The sequence below is a fragment of the Kineosporia sp. R_H_3 genome (genome assembly GCF_002198675.1).
Classification (GTDB): Bacteria; Actinomycetota; Actinomycetes; order Actinomycetales; family Kineosporiaceae; genus R-H-3.
On sequence record NZ_MWLL01000102.1, the window covers coordinates 11,840 to 27,196 of the forward strand.

The window sequence follows — 15,357 nt, forward strand, 5'->3', positions numbered from 1 at the left end:
GCGGACGCGGGCTTCCCCACGGTTCCTCCGCAGGACCTGCACGCGGCGTCCTCAGCGGGCCCGGGCCGCCGCCGCGTCGAGACCGGCGCCGAGCCCGGACGGCGCGCCGTCGTCGATCTCGACGGTCACCGGCCAGGCGGCGTGGCCCGCGAGCCGCGCCCACCGGACGACCCGCTTGCGTCGCACCCGCTGCGCCTGGGCCACGGCCTCGTTGTGGAACCGCCGGGCCAGCTCCACCCGCTCGCACGCCTGCCGGAGCACCGCGAGGGCCTCCCGCGCGGTCGCGTCCCGGGCGAGCGCCGTCACGTGCCCGGTGTCGTCGAGGGCCGCCTCGAGCGCCCGCGTGAGGTCGCTCTCGGCCTCCTCGAGGGCCGGGCCGGGGACCCCCTGCTCGCCCGCCTCGAGGGCGGTGGCCGCGGCGTCCGCGAGGAGCAGCCCGGTCGCCGGGTCGAGGAAGGGTGCGAGCTCGAGCGCCGCGACGCACCGCCGCACGAGCTGGGCGTCGAGGGCCGCGCGCGAGGACTCGACCTTGTGGTGGAGCCGGTCGAGCCGGGCCGCCGAGTACGACAGGTACCAGCCGAGCACGAGCAGCAGGGCGAGCACGAGCGGCAGCCATCCGGCCGCGCCCACGAGCCAGTCACGCGTCACGCCGGCCCTCCCGCCAGCGGGTCAGCAGCCCGCGCGAGACCGGGTCCTCGCCGACCCGGTCGGTGCCGATCCGCACGGTCTCGTAGACCGACAGCACCTGCTCGGCGACCCGCGACCAGTCGTACCGGCGGACGGCGAGCGACGCCCGGTCGGCGACCGCGCGCCGTCCGGGCTCGTCGGCGAGCGTCGCGAGCAGCGCCGTCGCGAGCGCCCCCGCGTCACCGGCCCGGAACAGGACGCCGAGGTCGCCGTCGTCGAGCACCCGGCGGAACGCCCCGAGGTCGCTCGCGACGACCGGCGCACCGGCGCTCATCGCCTCGACGAGGACGATCCCGAAGCTCTCGCCGCCCGTGTGCGGCGCGACGTAGACGTCGACCGAGCGCAGCAGCCGGGCCTTCGCGTCGTCGTCGAGCGGGCCGAGCATCTCCACCGCGGCGGCGTGCGGCCCGAGCCCGGCGATGAGGTCGTCGGCGTCCCCGCGGCCGAGCACGAGCACGCGCAGCCCCGGGTGCACGGCACGCAGCGCCGGCACGGCCTCGAGGAGCACGGGCAGGCCCTTGCGCGGCTCGTCGGTGCGGCCGAGGAACGCCACGGTCGGCCGGGCCGGGGTGCCCGTCCACGCCGGGTCGGTCGGCGCCGCGGCGAACCGGTCGACGAAGACCCCGTTGGGGATGACGACGGCGTCCCCGCCGAGGTGCTCGACGACGGTGCGGCGGGCGTCCTCGCTCACGGCGATCCGCGCGGAGATCTTCTCCAGGCTCGGCCGGACGAGGGGCTGGGCGACCTGCATAGCGCGCGAGCGCAGGTTCGCGGTGTGGAAGGTCGCGACGATGGGACCGGTGGCGATCCACAGCGCGAGCAGCGACAGCGACGGCGCGACCGGCTCGTGGATGTGGAGGACGTCGAAGTCGCCCTCGTCGAGCCAGCGGCGCACCCGGCCGGCGCTCACCGGCCCGAACTGCAGCCGCGCGACCGAGCCGTTGTACTTCACGGGGACGGCGCGCCCCGCGGCCTCCACGTACGCCGGGACCGGGGTGTCGTCGTCCGCGGGGGCGAGGACGCTCACCACGTGACCGCCCCCGAGCAGGTGCTCCGCGAGGTCCCGCACGTGGAACTGCACCCCGCCCGGCACGTCGAACGAGTACGGGCAGACGATCCCGATCCGCATCCCGGGTCCCGTCGTCCGGCGGGTCAGCCGGCGCGGCGCGGCCGTTCGGGGCCGCCCGTCGCGCCCGCGCCGCCGGGGGTCTCCGGGACGATGTCGGACACGTAGTCCGCGACGAAGACGCGCTGGAGCATGTGCCAGTCCTGCGGGTGCGCGGCGATCCCGGCGGCGAGCGCATCGGCGCAGGCCTGCGTCATCGCCTGCACCTTCGTCGCGCGCTGACCGGTCGACGGGGCGACGACCTCGGGGTGGAAGTGGATGACCGTCCCCCACCGGGCCGGGGCGCCCGCCCGCTTGAGCCGCTCGTACCGGATCGACACCGGGAACAGCGCCGCGTCCGCGACGAGGGCCAGGGACGCCGGCCCGGCGGCCATCCGCGCCGTGTCGCCGAAGATCTGCACCGGGACGCCGGACGCCGTGAGGTCGCGGTCCGCGAGCAGCGGGACGAACCCGCCGGTCCGCAGCCGCCGGACGAGGGTGCCGAAGACCTCGCCGCCGCCGTCGTGCGGGAGGACCTCCATCCCGAGCTCCTTGCGGAAGTCGAGGAACCGCTCGTAGAGCTCCTCGGGCCGCAGCCGCTCGGCGACCGTCGTCACGCGGGCCATCGCGAGCGTCGACCAGGCACCGGCGTGGTCCCAGTTGCCGCTGTGCGACAGTGCCATGACGACGCCGCGCCCGGCCGCGAGTGCCTCCCGGACCGGTCCGTCGCCCTCGGCGCGGCACGTCGCGAGGATCCGCTCGCTCGACCAGTCGGGCAGCCGGAAGGCGTCGCACCAGTACCGCATGTACGAGTGCATCCCCTTGCGGGACACCGTCTTGATCTTCATCGGGCTGGCGCCCGGGAGGACCCGCTCGAGGTTCTTCTCGAGCTGGCGGACGCCCGCGCCCTGGCGCATCCAGGTGAACTCGGCGAGCACGGAGAAGACGAGGTACGCGCTGCGCTCGGGCAGCGAGCGGACCAGGCGCCAGCCCGCGGAGTAGGCCCAGAGGACCAGGCGCTCACGCATCGACCGGCCCCGCCGCCCCGCCCGCGGCCTGCTCGCGCAGCCGGGCGAGCGCCTGGGTGCGGACGGTGAGCATGCGCTGGACGACGGTCACGAGGCTCGCGACGGCGAGCACCGCGAGGACCACGAGGAGGACCACCTCGGGCAGGCCGTAGCCGGTCTTCCAGTACAGACCCACGAGGCCGGTCGCCAGCAGCACGGTGACGAGCCGGTCAGCACGCTCGGCGATCCCGACGCTCGCGGTCATCCCGAGCCCCTCGGCGCGGGCCCGGGCGTAGGAGACGACGCTGCCGAGCACGAGGCAGGCCAGCGCCAGTGCGGCCATGACGGTGTCGCGTCCGCGGGAGCCGCCCGCGTAGTAGAGGACGAGCCCGCCGAAGACGGCGGCGTCGCCGACGCGGTCGAGGGTGGAGTCGAGGAAGGCGCCCCAGGCGCTCGACCGGTTCATCGAGCGGGCCATGATGCCGTCGACCGTGTCCGAGAACACGAACGCGGTGATGACGAGGGTGCCCCAGAGGAACTCGCCCCGCGGGTAGAAGGCCAGCGCCCCGAAGCAGACGCCGAGCGTCCCGACGAGCGTGACGACGTCCGGGCTGATCCCGACGCCGAGGAGCACCCGCGCGACAGGAGTCAGCAGGCGGGTGAAGAGCGCTCGTGCGAAGCGGTTGAGCATGGCAGGCAGCACTCTATCCGGGGTGCGCCGACGAAGGTCCCCCTTGCTCTGCGCGACGGGACGGGTACAGGTTTGTCAGCACACGAAGCGCACCGCTTCGGTGCGGGGGGACGTCGGACGAGGAGGTCTCATGGCGGGCAACGTCAGGCCACGCGGTACGGAAGCGTTCGAGCAGGTCACGCCGGACCGGATACGGAACGTCGTGCTCATCGGCCACGCCGCGGCGGGCAAGACGACGCTCGTGGAGGCCCTGCTCGCGGGCACCGGCGCCGTCAGCCGGGCCGGCCGCACGGAGGACGGCACCACCGTCTGCGACCACGAGGACATCGAGCACAAGCTCGGCAGGTCGGTCTCCCTGGCGGTGGCCTCGGTGGCCGTCGAGGGGGTGACGGGGGCCGTCAAGGTCAACTTCGTCGACACCCCCGGGCACGCCGACTTCGTCGGTGAGGTCCGGGCAGGTCTGAGGGCGGCTGATGCCGCCCTCTTCGTCGTCTCGGCCGTGGACGGCGTCGACGGCATCACCCGGATGCTCTGGGAGGAGTGCGCGTCGGTCGGGATGCCCCGGGCCGTCGTCGTCACCCACCTCGACCAGCAGCGCGGCGACTTCGACGAGGCGCTCGCGATCTGCCAGCGGGTCTTCGGCGAGGGCGTCCAGCCGCTCTACCTGCCGCTGCTCGGGGACGACGAGATGCCGGCCGGGCTCATCGGCCTGCTGTCGCAGAAGATCTTCGACTCCTCCTCCGGCACCCGGGTCGAGCGCGAGGCCGACCCGCAGCACATCGAGCTCATCGAGACCCTGCGGCAGTCCCTCATCGAGGGGATCATCCAGGAGTCCGAGGACGACACCCTGCTCGACCGCTGGCTCGGCGGCGAGGAGGTCGGCTTCGACACCCTCGTCGAGGACCTGGAGAAGGCCGTCGCCCGCGGGTCGTTCCACCCGGTGCTGCCGGTCGACGCGCTGACCGGGCTCGGCGTCCCCGAGCTCGTCGAGGTGATCCTGCGCGGGTTCCCCTCGCCGCTGGAGCACCCGCTGCCGACCGTGACCACCCCCGACGGGTCGCCGCGCGAGGCGGTCGAGTGCGACCCGGCGGCCCCGCTCGTCGCCGAGGTCGTCAAGACGACGACGGACTCCTTCGTCGGCCGCGTCAGCGTCGTCCGGATCTTCTCCGGCACGCTCGCTCAGGACATGACCGTGCACGTCTCCGGGCACTTCGCCCAGTTCGCAGGCTCCGACCGCGGGCACCCCGACCACGACGTCGACGAGCGGGTGGGAGCCGTCTCGACGATCCTCGGCGGCAGCCTGGCGCCGGTGACCCGCGGCGTCGCCGGCGACATCGTGGCCGTCGCCCGGCTGAGCCGCGCGGAGACCGGCGACACCCTCTCGGCGCCGTCCGCCCCCGCGCTCATGGAGCCGTGGGTCATGCCCGAGCCGCTGCTGCCGACCGCCGTCACGGCCCGCACGAGCGCCGACGAGGACAAGCTCTCGCAGGGCCTGGGCCGGCTCGTCGCCGAGGACCCGACCGTGCGCGTGGAGGTCAACCCCGACACCCGCCAGATGGTCGTGTGGTCGATGGGCGAGGCGCACCTCGAGGTGCTCCTGGACCGGCTGCGGAGCAAGTACAACACCGAGGTCGACACCCAGTCGGTCAAGGTGGCCCTGCGCGAGACGTTCGCCAAGGCGGCGTCCGGGCACGGCCGGCACGTCAAGCAGTCCGGCGGGCACGGCCAGTTCGCCGTCGCGGACGTCGAGGTCGAGCCGCTCCCCGAGGGCTCCGGCTTCGAGTTCGTCGACAAGGTCGTCGGCGGCGCCGTCCCGCGGCAGTTCATCGCGAGCGTCGAGAAGGGCGTCCGCGCGCAGATGGAGCGCGGCGTCGGGGCCGGGTACCCGATGGTCGACCTGCGGGTCACCCTCGTCGGCGGCAAGGCGCACAGCGTCGACTCCTCGGACGCCGCCTTCCAGATGGCCGGCTCGCTGGCCCTCAAGGAGGCCGCGGCCGCCGCGGGCGTCGCCCTGCTCGAGCCGATCGACGACGTCCGCGTCGTCGTCGACGACGAGTACGTCGGCACGGTCATGAGCGACATGTCGACCCGCCGCGGCCGGGTCACCGGCACGACGTCCGTCGGCAACGGCCGAAGCGAGGTGGCGGGCGAGGTCCCGGCCATCGAACTGACCCGCTACGCCATCGACCTGCGCAGCCTCGCGCACGGCACGGGCGCCTTCACGCGCGAGTACGTGAAGCACGCCCTCATGCCGCAGCACCAGGTCGAGAAGGTGCTCGCGGCAGCCGCCGGCTGACCCGCCGCACGGGACGAGGTGCTCGGGCACCCGCCCTGCACGTCAGGAGGACCCGCACGGGGCCGCCGGGTGTGCAGGACGGGTGCCTGAGTGCCCTCGTCCACCCGTCGTGACGAGGGCCGTCAGTTCCAGCTGCCGAAGAAGTGCAGGCCCTCCTCGACGGCCCGCGGGTTCTCCCGGACGTCCACGGTGCGGGCGGACCTGTTGCGCCCGCAGGCGAGGCAGCCCTCGTAGCCGGTCCCGTCGTCCGCCGGCACGGTTCCCCAGCGGTGCCGCAGGTGCAGGAGGCAGAGCACAGGTTTGCGGGTGGGGCCCATGACGTCCTCCCAGGCCTCACGCCGGCTGCGGCGGACGACGACGTTCAGCCGCGGCGCACCGACGAGGAGCCCGACGACGTGCCGGGCACGGTGCGAGGGCGGCATCCCGTGCAGCTCGGCGAGGAACTCCTGCCGGTAGCGCTGCCGCGGCTCACCGCGGGGCAGTGTGCGGACGACGAGCCGGACCAGGCGTCGCGCCAGGCGCCCCGGCCCTCCGGTGCCAGCGGTCATGACGTCTCCGTTCGAGCGAGGCCTAGATGCCGTACGAGATGCCCGGGGTGCGGTTGTCGTCGTCGCCGCGGCCGTCCCGGACCGGGTAGTCCTTCCCGCAGAGGACGCACGCCCGGAACCGGCTGCCGTCCTCGGTGCTGAACGTCCCCCAGCGGTGCCGGACGTTCGTCGCGCAGCGCAGCCTCCGCCGGGGCCGCCGGTCGAGCTGCTCCGCCGACTCCCGGCCGGCCTTCCGGACGACCGCGCCGAGCGTCGGCATGGCGGCCGCGACGCCGGCGAGGTGCCGCAGCCGACGACGCAGGGGCATCCCGTAGAGCTCCGCGACGAACTCGTCGCGGTAGCGGTCACGGACCGCGCCCGCGGGCAGCACCTGCACCGCGACCCGGACCGCCCACCTGGCCGGGCGGCCCGGCGACCCGGGGGCGGCCCCCTCGCTGCGCCCCCGGGTGCCGGGCCCGACCAGGGACCACCCAGTCCGCCGGCCGCTCATGACGGTTCCGGAAGGGCGCCGGCCACCCCTGGCGACCGGCGTCCGGTGTAGGCCCGGGCGACGGCGTCACGGGCGAGCTCCGCGCCGTCCGCCGTCACCCGGTAGTACCGCCGCGCCGGGCGCCCCGCGGCGCTCGGGTCGACGTCCTCCCAGCGGGACTCGACCCAGCCGATCGCCTCGAGCCGGGCGAGGATCGGGTGCACGGTCCCGCTCGGCAGGCCGGTGCCGTCGCCGATCTCCACCCCGTACAGCTCGCGCCCCGGCTCGGCGAGCAGCAGCCGCAGCACGAGCTGGGTCGGGATCGTCATCCGGGGCGAGCGCATGGTTTTACTCTACTTAGCCCCTAGGTAGAGAACAACCATCGATCGGGGCCGAACGGTGCGTCGTGCAGGTCCGCCCGACGCAGCGGGCGGACGGCGGCTCAGTCCGCCGGCCAGGCCGCGGCGAGCCGCTCGCGGGTGTCGCCGAGCAGTTCGGGGAGCGCCTTCGTCTGCCCGATGATCGGCAGGAAGTTCGAGTCCCCGCCCCAGCGCGGGACGACGTGCTGGTGCAGGTGGGCGGCGATGCCGGCGCCGGCGACCGGGCCCTGGTTCATCCCGATGTTGAAGCCGTGGCAGCCGGAGATCTCGGCGAGCACCCGCATCGCGGTCTTCGTCAGCGCGGCGACCTCGGCGGTCTCGTCGGCGTCGAGGTCGGGGTACATCGCGACGTGCCGGTACGGGCAGACCATGACGTGCCCGGTGTTGTACGGGTAGAGGTTCATGACGACGTACGCGTGCTGCCCGCGGCGGACCACGAGCCCGGTCGCGTCGTCCCGCCCGGGAGCGCGGCAGAACGGGCACTGCGGCCCGGCGTCGCCGTTCTCCGGCTTGTCCTCGCCCTGCAGGTACGCCATGCGGTGCGGCGTCCAGAGGCGCTCGAACCCGTCGGCGGCCCCGGCCAGCTCCCACGACGGCTCGACGGTCACGGGCACGATCCTAGGCCGAAGCCCCGGCCCGGATCCGGCAGGTCAGGCGGCGCGCTCCGGGTGCTGCGGCTCCTGCCGCGGCTGCGCGGGCATCGCGCACGCGGCGGTGCCGCCGGGCAGCCGGTACCGGTTGCGGGCCACGGCCCGGTAGAGCACCCCGGCGACGGCGTTGAGGCCGGGCACGAGCAGGACCGCGCCGAGCGGCCTCCACCACGGGGCACCCGCGAGCAGCAGGTGCGCGACGGCGTCCTGGGCCGCGTGCACCCGGCCCCGGGAGTCGACGAACTGCAGCGCCTCGAGGCACTCGTCCATGGTCAGCCCGAAGGCGTCGAGGTCGAGGTCGTACGACGCGACGACGGTGCCGCCGGCCGGCATGACGAACCGGCGCGCCACGAGGGCCGACCGTGTGCAGAACCCGCAGTCGCCGTCGTAGACGAGCACGGGAGGCGCCGGGCGGTTCGCGGAGGTGGTCACAGGACCATGGTCCCCCGCGCCCGCGCACCGGGCACCTGCGGCGGGCTGTCTGCTCGGACACACGTCCGGGCGGCGCCCGCCGCAGGGTGCGGTGACGTCAGACCTGCGCGCGCGTCCGGATCGCCTCGACGACCCGGGCCACCGCGTCGTCGACCTTGATGCCGTTGTCCTGCGTGCCGTCCCGGAACCGGAAGGAGACCGCGTCGTTCGCGGCGTCCTCGGCCCCGGCGATGAGCAGGAAGGGCACCTTGGCCTTCGTCTGGGTGCGGATCTTCTTCGGGAAGCGGTCGTCGGAGGCGTCCAGCTCGACGCGGACGCCGGCCGCCCTGAGCTTGGCCCGCACGCCCTCGAGGTAGGCGACGTTGTCCTCGCTCACCGGGATGAGCACGACCTGGACCGGTGCGAGCCACGGGGGGAACGCACCGGCGTAGTGCTCGGTGAGGACGCCGAAGAACCGCTCGATCGAGCCGAACTTCGCCGAGTGGATCATCACCGGCTGCTTGCGGGTGCCGTCCGCGGCCGTGTACTCGAGGCCGAACCGGGCCGGCTGGTTGAAGTCGAGCTGGATCGTCGACATCTGCCAGGTGCGGCCGATCGCGTCCCGGGCCTGCACGGAGATCTTCGGACCGTAGAACGCCGCGCCGCCGGGGTCGGCGACGAGCTCGAGGCCGCTCTCGACCGCGACCTGGCGGAGCACCTCGGTCGCGCTCTCCCACTGCTCGTCGGAGCCGATGAACTTGTCCGAGTCACCGCGGGTCGACAGCTCGAGGTAGTAGTCGTCGAGGCCGAAGTCGCGCAGCAGGGACAGCACGAAGTTCAGCAGGTGCCGGATCTCCTGCGGCGCCTGCTCGTCCGTCACGTAGCTGTGCGAGTCGTCCTGGGTCAGTCCGCGCACCCGGGTCAGGCCCTGGATGACGCCCGACTTCTCGTACCGGTAGACCGTGCCGAACTCGAAGAAGCGCAGCGGCAGCTCGCGGTAGGACCGCCCGCGCGACCTGAAGATCAGGTTGTGCATCGGGCAGTTCATCGCCTTGAGGTAGTACTGGCTGTTCTCCAGCTCCATGGGCGGGAACATCGTGTCGGCGTAGTACGGCAGGTGGCCGGACGTCTCGAAGAGGTGCGACTTCGAGATGTGCGGGGTGCCGACGTAGTCGAAGCCCTCCTCGATGTGCCGGCGGCGGACGTAGTCCTCCATCTCCCGCTTGACGACGCCGCCCTTGGGGTGGAACACCGGCAGGCCGGAGCCGATCTCGTCGGGGAACGAGAAGAGGTCGAGCTCGGCGCCGAGCTTGCGGTGGTCGCGGCGCTCGGCCTCGGCGAGCCGGTCGAGGTACGCCTTGAGCTCGTCCTTCGTCGCCCACGCGGTGCCGTAGACGCGCTGGAGCTGCGGGTTCTTCTCGCTCCCCCGCCAGTACGCCGCGGCGCTGCGCATGAGCTGCCAGCCGTTGGCGAGCAGCCGGGTCGTCGGCACGTGCGGCCCGCGGCACAGGTCCTTCCACGCCACGGAGCCGTCCCGGCGCAGGTTGTCGTAGATCGTCAGCTCGCCCGCGCCGACCTCGACGGACGCGCCCTCGGCGGCCTCGTCGTCCGACGACCCGCCCTTGAGGCCGATGAGCTCGAGCTTGTAGGGCTCCTTGGCGAGCTCCGCGCGGGCCTCCTCGTCCGTGACGACGCGGCGGCGGAAGCCCTGCCCCTCCTTGACGATGCGCTGCATCGTCTTCTCGAGGGTCTTGAGGTCCTCGGGGGTGAACGGCTTCTCGACGTCGAAGTCGTAGTAGAAGCCGTCGCGGATCGGCGGGCCGATGCCGAGGCGGGCCTGCGGGTCGATCTCCTGCACGGCCTGCGCGAGCACGTGCGCGCACGAGTGCCGCAGGACGGCGAGGCCCTCGTCGGACGTCACCGGCACCGGCTCGACGACGTCCCCGTCGGCGAGCTCGTGGGCAAGGTCGCGCAGGACGCCGTTGACCCTGGCCACGACGATGCTCCGGTCGTCCGCGAAGAGGTCGGCGGCCGTCGTGCCCGTCGTCACCTGTCGCGCCTGTTCCTCCTCGGCGGACCGGACGACGATCGACAGCTCGGACACGGATCTCTCCTTCGTCGGGCGCGCGCGGGTGCGGCGCCGCGGACGGACCCGGACGGGTCCCGGCACGAGCGTACCGACGCCGCGGCAGGACCTTCGCGCGCATTACCGGCGCGCCGGGGTCAGGGCACGAGGACGGCGGCGTCGCCGGCCTGCACCTCTCCCGGGACGACGACCTGCGCGTAGACGCCGAGGCAGTGCCCGGGCTTGCGCTCGACCTCGACGACGGCGTCGCCGATCCGCATCCGGCGGCCGATCCAGTCCTCCTCGCGCCCCGCGACGCCGGCGCCGTCCCGGACGTCGACGACGAAGTTCGAGCGCGGCTCGTCGAGACTGCACGCGCAGTCGGCGACCTCGTGCTCGCCGCGCTCGGCCGCCTCGAGCGCCTGCACCGAGACGATGTGGACCGGGGCGTCGAGCGTGCGCGACGGGTCGACCGGCGTGACGTGCACCCAGCGGCCGAGGTACTCGGTGAGCGCGGCCCCCGCCGCCTCGACGCCCAGCCCGGGCGGAGCCCCGGGGACGTCGAGCCGGACCGCTCCGTCGGTGTCCAGCCAGGCACTCACCGAGCGCAGCCGGGGCTCGGCGTCGGCGGTGAGGAGCGCGCCCGCCTCGTCGACGACGGCGTGCCGGCGGTCCCCGACGACACCGGCACCGTCGAGGCGGACGGTGCGCGCGGCGGCCGCGTCCATCCCCTTGACCGGGAAGACCCGGACGGCGCGGACGAGGGCGACGGTCGGGCTCCCGGCACCGTCGGCGGGCGACTCCAGCGTGACCATGTCGTCACTGTATGCCCGCCTGGTGCCCGGGCGGCCGCAGGGACGCGGACGGTCCGGGCGCACGCCGGGGCCTGTGACGGCCGCCGTCACCGCGGGACGGTGGCATCACCCACTGTCACCCGCCCAGCGTGCCCGGATCGTCACTGCCCGCTCAATTCGGGCGCGACACACCCGCACGGTCTTGACAGTGCGTGATGAATCACGGAATGGTCACCGCCCATTGGATCTCGGGGTCATCCGAACGGAGGACGTGCGGCATCGGGCGAACGACCGGCACGACGAGCGGCCCCGCCGCGCACCGTCCGGCAGTCCCGCGCGTCGCAGCGTCCCGCCCGTCGGGCGGCCACCGGGTACGTGACCGATGAGCGAACGAGTGAGGACGCACTTCGTGGGTCGACACGCACTCCGGCGGGGGCCGGGCGCGCAGCAGGTGCTCACCCCAGGAGCCGGGTCCGTCCCGGACGACCGGACCCTCCCCGCCCAGCACAGCCCCTCCGTCCCCGGCGCAGCCCCGGACACCACCCGCGACGAACCGTTCCTCCGCGCCCCGGAGGACGTCTCCCCCTGGCCCCCGGGGGCGGACGCCCCGGTCCGGCACAGCACGACCGGCTCCGGCCCCGGCCGCCGCGGCGTCGTCGCTGCGCTCGGCTCGGTCGCCGCGCTCGGCGCCGGAGCGCTGGCCCTCGGTCCCACCGGGGCGGGGGACGTCGTCCGCGGCGTCGCCGGCAGCCTCGGGCTCGGCCTCGACGACGCCGCCCCGACCGCGGCCGCGCGGATCGCCGACACCGGGTCCACCGCACCGCTCGCCGTCGGCACGGCCCCGTCGAGCACGAAGCCGGCGGTCGAGTACCAGGGGTCCACGGGCGGCAAGGCCCCGACCATGACGACCGTCGCGGCCGTGACGCAGAAGCCGACGATGCTCGTGCTCGACCCGGCGCTGCACGTCGCACGCCGGGCCACCTGGGGCCCGAACCCGACGACCGTGGCCGCGATCAAGAAGGCCGGCCCCAAGGCCTGGATCGAGACCCAGCTCGCGCCGTCCAAGATCACGGACACCCGGGTCGACGCGCTCCTCGCGAAGCTCGACACCCTGAACAAGACGCCGGCGCAGCTCAAGGCGATGAACAAGGCGCGCGAGAAGGAGGACTACTTCTACGCGCACACCCAGCTCGAGACCGCCGCGGTGATCCGCGCGGCGTGGAGCAGGCGCCAGCTCTTCGAGGTCATGGTCGACTTCTGGCACAGCCGGCTGCACGTGCCCGCGCACTTCGACAAGTCGCGCGACACGCTCAACCACTACGACCGGCTCGTCATCCGCAAGCACGCCCTCGGCACCTTCGAGGCGATGCTGTGGGCGATGGTCACCCACCCGGCGATGATCCTGTACCTGGACAACCAGCAGAACACGAAGTTCGGCGGCAACCAGAACCTCGGCCGTGAGCTCCTCGAGCTCCACACGCTCGGCGTCGACGCCGGCTACACGCAGACCGACGTCCAGAACGCCGCCAAGCTGCTCACCGGGCTGTCGGTGAACCCGGACACGCTGACCATGGTCTTCCGTCCGGAGCAGCACTTCGTCGGCAAGGTCAAGGTGTTCGGCACGACGTACGCGAACGCCACGGCGGCGGGCGGTCTGACGACGCTGCGCAGCCTCGTCAAGAAGCTCGCCAACCACCCGAAGACGGCCGAGTACCTCGCGGCCGACCTCGTGCGCCGGTTCGTCTCCGACGCCCCGCCGCGGGCGCTCGTCGCCCGCCTCGCGAAGACCTACCTGGCGAACGCGACGGCGATCAAGCCCGTGCTGCGCCAGCTCTTCGCCTCGCCCGAGTTCCAGGCGAGCGTCGGCCAGAAGTACCGCCGTCCGCTCGAGAGCACCGTCGCGACGATGCGCGCCCTGAGCCTGCAGCCCTCGACGAACACGACCGAGCTCATGACGACGCTGCGGAACCTGCGCTGGGGCCTGGACCAGATGGGGCAGTCCCCGCTCGGGCACACCGCACCGGACGGCTACGCCGACTTCGCGCAGCCGTGGCTGTCGACGGTCGGGACGCTCTCGCGCTGGAACATGCAGATGGCGCTCGCCGGCGGCTGGAACAAGGGCTTCAGCAAGCCGAACGCCGCGGGGTGGATCGGCGACGCGACGACCTACGGCGTCGCCGTCGACCGGATCGCCAAGCGGGTGCTCTTCCAGAAGCCGACCGCCGCCCAGAAGGCCGCGATCCTCGCCTTCCTCGGGCACACGTCCGCGACGAAGATCCCCGCCTGGGCGAAGACCGGCAACGGCGACTACAACCTGCGCGTCCGCGCGGTCGCCCTCCTGCTCGGCGCACCGCAGCACCAGCTGCGCTGACCCCTGCCGGCGCGGCCCGCGGGCCGCGCCGGCCTCCCCGGCTCCCCCGCACCGACCGCGACACCACGCGAAGGACGGACACCTCCTGATGGACACCGGCTTCCTCGACCGGCTCCCGACCGGGACCCCCGGCCACGACGAGCGCCCCGACGGGTTCCACGACGGCTGCGACTGCGGCACCCAGGCCCCCGCCGACGACCCGTGGCGCAAGGGGTTCACCCGGCGCCGGCTCTTCCAGGGCTCGACCGCCATGGTCGCCGCGCTGGGCCTGCAGACCGTGTCGACCCGCTACGCGTACGCCGCGGCGACCGACACCGACACGATCGTCGTCATCAACGCCCGCGGCGGCATGGACGGCCTCAACGTCGTCGTCCCCGTCACCGAGCAGCGCTACTACGCGCTGCGGCGCAACATCGCCGTGCCCGAGGGCGCGGCGCTGCCGCTGGCCTCCGGGTTCGGCCTGCACCCGGCCATGCCCAAGCTGCACAAGCGGTTCCAGGCCGGCCAGTTCGCGCCGGTCGTCGCCGTCGGCACCCCGGACCGGACGCTCTCGCACTTCGAGGCGATGGACACCCTCGAGCGCGGGACGGCGACGGGCAACAACACGTCCGGCTGGATGAACCGGGTGCTCACCGCACGCAGCCAGACCGGCGTGTTCTCCGCCGTCCAGTTCGGCAACCAGCTCCCGCTGTCGCTGACCGGTCCCGCGCCCGCCCTCGCGATGGCCGGCATCCAGTCGTTCGGCCTGGCCGGGTACGACGACGTCCGGGCCAAGGCCGCGACCGCGTTCGCTGCGCTCTACAAGGGCGTCGACCACCCGATGGCGACGCAGGCGAGCCGCACGCTGCAGGCCGTCAGCACCGTCGACACGATGCGGGCCACCGCCTACACGCCGGCGAACGGCGCCGTCTACCCGGACGGCGGGCTCGGCAACACCCTCGAGGACCTCGCCCGGATCATCAAGGCCAAGGTCGGCCTGTCGCTCGCGACGATCGACATCGGCGGCTGGGACATGCACACGAACGAGGGCCGCGTCGACGGCGGCGACCTGCGCAACCACCTCGTGGACCTCGACGATGCGCTCGACGCCTTCGCGGCCGACCTCGGGGACGGCTTCGGTGACGTCACCGTCGTCGTGCTGTCGGAGTTCGGGCGCACGGTGCGCGAGAACGGCACGGTCGGCACCGACCACGGCCACGGCCAGGTCGTCTGGGTGCTCGGCGGCGCGGTGAACGGCGGCCGGGTCTACGGCACGTGGCCGGGCCTCACCGACGCCGCCATGTTCACAAACGGCAGCCTCGCCGCGACGACCGACTACCGCGACGTCCTCGGCGACGTCCTCGCCGCGCGCGGCGGCGTCTCGTCGTTCGCGAAGGTCTTCCCCGACCACACCCCGAAGCCGCTCGGGATCGTCAAGCCCCGGGCCTGACACCACCCGGCGGGACGACGAGGCCCGGACCGCCGGGACAGGAGACGCCGCCTCGCGCCGTGCGCCCCCACGGCGCGGGGCGGCGCCTCGCGTCCCGGCGGGTCAGCCGGGGACGACGCCCGGCCGGCCCGCGGCGACGACGAAGGTCGCCGTCGTCCGCACCGGTGACGAGCGGGTCGTCACCGCGGCGACCGTGCGCGCCCGGACCTGCCAGCGGTCGCGGTCCACGTCCATGAGCAGGTACCCGCGACGCGAGCCGTCGAAGTACCGGGTCCACGGGTTGAGGGTCGCGAGGCTCGCCTTGACCTCCGCGTCGCCGACGAACCGGCTCGAGATCGCGGGCGCGACGAGCTCGGACGCGACGACCCGGGCGTCGGGGTCGTCCGGGTCCACGACGAGGTCGTTGAACCACGTCGAGTGCACGTCCGCGGAGAGCACGACCGGGTCCCCAACC

General features: G+C 73.8%; 15 protein-coding genes. 3 read left to right on the top strand and 12 right to left on the bottom strand.

The genetic code is table 11. The annotated features are described in order from the left end of the window. Positions 1-51: 51 nt before the first annotated feature. From ECOMGDLI_RS09430 to pgsA, 4 genes are read right to left on the bottom strand one after another with little or no spacing between them, the layout of a single operon-like run. Entirely contained in the window at positions 52-648 is a 597-nt protein-coding gene (locus ECOMGDLI_RS09430) for a hypothetical protein (protein ID WP_198954722.1), read from the bottom strand. After that, positions 638-1,816, bottom strand: coding sequence for a glycosyltransferase family 4 protein (locus ECOMGDLI_RS09435; protein ID WP_088316394.1), 1,179 nt, complete (start codon positions 1,814-1,816; stop codon positions 638-640). The genes ECOMGDLI_RS09430 and ECOMGDLI_RS09435 overlap by 11 nt, the downstream gene beginning before the upstream one ends. Before the next feature lie 23 nt (positions 1,817-1,839). Beyond that, on the bottom strand, positions 1,840-2,820 hold the full coding sequence (locus ECOMGDLI_RS09440) for a phosphatidylinositol mannoside acyltransferase (RefSeq protein WP_088316396.1): 981 nt from the start codon (positions 2,818-2,820) through the stop codon (positions 1,840-1,842). Further along, positions 2,813-3,490: a phosphatidylinositol phosphate synthase gene (pgsA, locus tag ECOMGDLI_RS09445; RefSeq protein ID WP_088316398.1), complete on the bottom strand. Its 678-nt coding sequence runs from the start codon at positions 3,488-3,490 to the stop codon at positions 2,813-2,815. The genes ECOMGDLI_RS09440 and pgsA overlap by 8 nt, the downstream gene beginning before the upstream one ends. Positions 3,491-3,620: 130 nt before the next feature. Between pgsA and ECOMGDLI_RS09450 the strand changes: the two genes are divergently transcribed. Further along, positions 3,621-5,786 (top strand): elongation factor G-like protein EF-G2, encoded by a 2,166-nt coding sequence (locus tag ECOMGDLI_RS09450; RefSeq protein WP_088316401.1) that lies wholly within the window; start codon positions 3,621-3,623, stop codon positions 5,784-5,786. A 122-nt stretch (positions 5,787-5,908) separates the two neighbouring features. Here the strand turns inward: ECOMGDLI_RS09450 and ECOMGDLI_RS09455 are convergent, their stop codons facing one another. The 7 genes from ECOMGDLI_RS09455 to ECOMGDLI_RS09485 all read right to left on the bottom strand — a co-directional run bounded on the left by ECOMGDLI_RS09455 (position 5,909) and on the right by ECOMGDLI_RS09485 (position 11,124). After that, positions 5,909-6,334: a hypothetical protein gene (locus ECOMGDLI_RS09455; protein ID WP_088316403.1), complete on the bottom strand. Its 426-nt coding sequence runs from the start codon at positions 6,332-6,334 to the stop codon at positions 5,909-5,911. 22 nt (positions 6,335-6,356) lie between these two features. Continuing rightward, positions 6,357-6,824 carry a hypothetical protein gene (locus ECOMGDLI_RS09460; RefSeq protein WP_143447607.1) on the bottom strand — a complete coding sequence of 156 codons (468 nt, stop codon included), beginning with the start codon at positions 6,822-6,824 and terminating at the stop codon, positions 6,357-6,359. Further along, the gene (locus ECOMGDLI_RS09465) at positions 6,821-7,132 is read right to left on the bottom strand and encodes a helix-turn-helix transcriptional regulator (protein WP_088316439.1); all 312 of its coding nucleotides are present in this window, start codon (positions 7,130-7,132) and stop codon (positions 6,821-6,823) included. Before ECOMGDLI_RS09465 ends, ECOMGDLI_RS09460 begins: the two co-directional genes overlap by 4 nt. Before the next feature lie 113 nt (positions 7,133-7,245). Beyond that, complete coding sequence (locus tag ECOMGDLI_RS09470; RefSeq protein ID WP_233153385.1) at positions 7,246-7,791, bottom strand: HIT domain-containing protein; 546 nt, start codon at positions 7,789-7,791, stop codon at positions 7,246-7,248. 42 nt (positions 7,792-7,833) lie between these two features. After that, entirely contained in the window at positions 7,834-8,265 is a 432-nt protein-coding gene (locus ECOMGDLI_RS09475; protein ID WP_088316407.1) for a thiol-disulfide oxidoreductase DCC family protein, read from the bottom strand. A gap of 97 nt (positions 8,266-8,362) precedes the next feature. After that, complete coding sequence (gene thrS, locus ECOMGDLI_RS09480; RefSeq protein ID WP_198954724.1) at positions 8,363-10,348, bottom strand: threonine--tRNA ligase; 1,986 nt, start codon at positions 10,346-10,348, stop codon at positions 8,363-8,365. Positions 10,349-10,467: 119 nt separating this feature from the next. After that, a complete protein-coding gene (locus ECOMGDLI_RS09485) occupies positions 10,468-11,124 on the bottom strand; it encodes an MOSC N-terminal beta barrel domain-containing protein (protein WP_088316409.1) in 657 nt (218 codons plus the stop codon). A 388-nt stretch (positions 11,125-11,512) separates the two neighbouring features. Here ECOMGDLI_RS09485 and ECOMGDLI_RS09490 point away from each other — a divergent pair, with 388 nt between their 5' ends. Then, positions 11,513-13,474: a DUF1800 domain-containing protein gene (locus tag ECOMGDLI_RS09490; protein ID WP_158220955.1), complete on the top strand. Its 1,962-nt coding sequence runs from the start codon at positions 11,513-11,515 to the stop codon at positions 13,472-13,474. Between the two features lie 88 nt (positions 13,475-13,562). Continuing rightward, a complete protein-coding gene (locus ECOMGDLI_RS09495; RefSeq protein WP_088316413.1) occupies positions 13,563-14,903 on the top strand; it encodes a DUF1501 domain-containing protein in 1,341 nt (446 codons plus the stop codon). A gap of 102 nt (positions 14,904-15,005) precedes the next feature. Here ECOMGDLI_RS09495 and ECOMGDLI_RS09500 read toward each other — a convergent pair. Next, positions 15,006-15,357, bottom strand: a 352-nt coding sequence (locus ECOMGDLI_RS09500) for an alkaline phosphatase D family protein (protein WP_198954725.1), incomplete at its 5' end; no start/stop codon positions are given.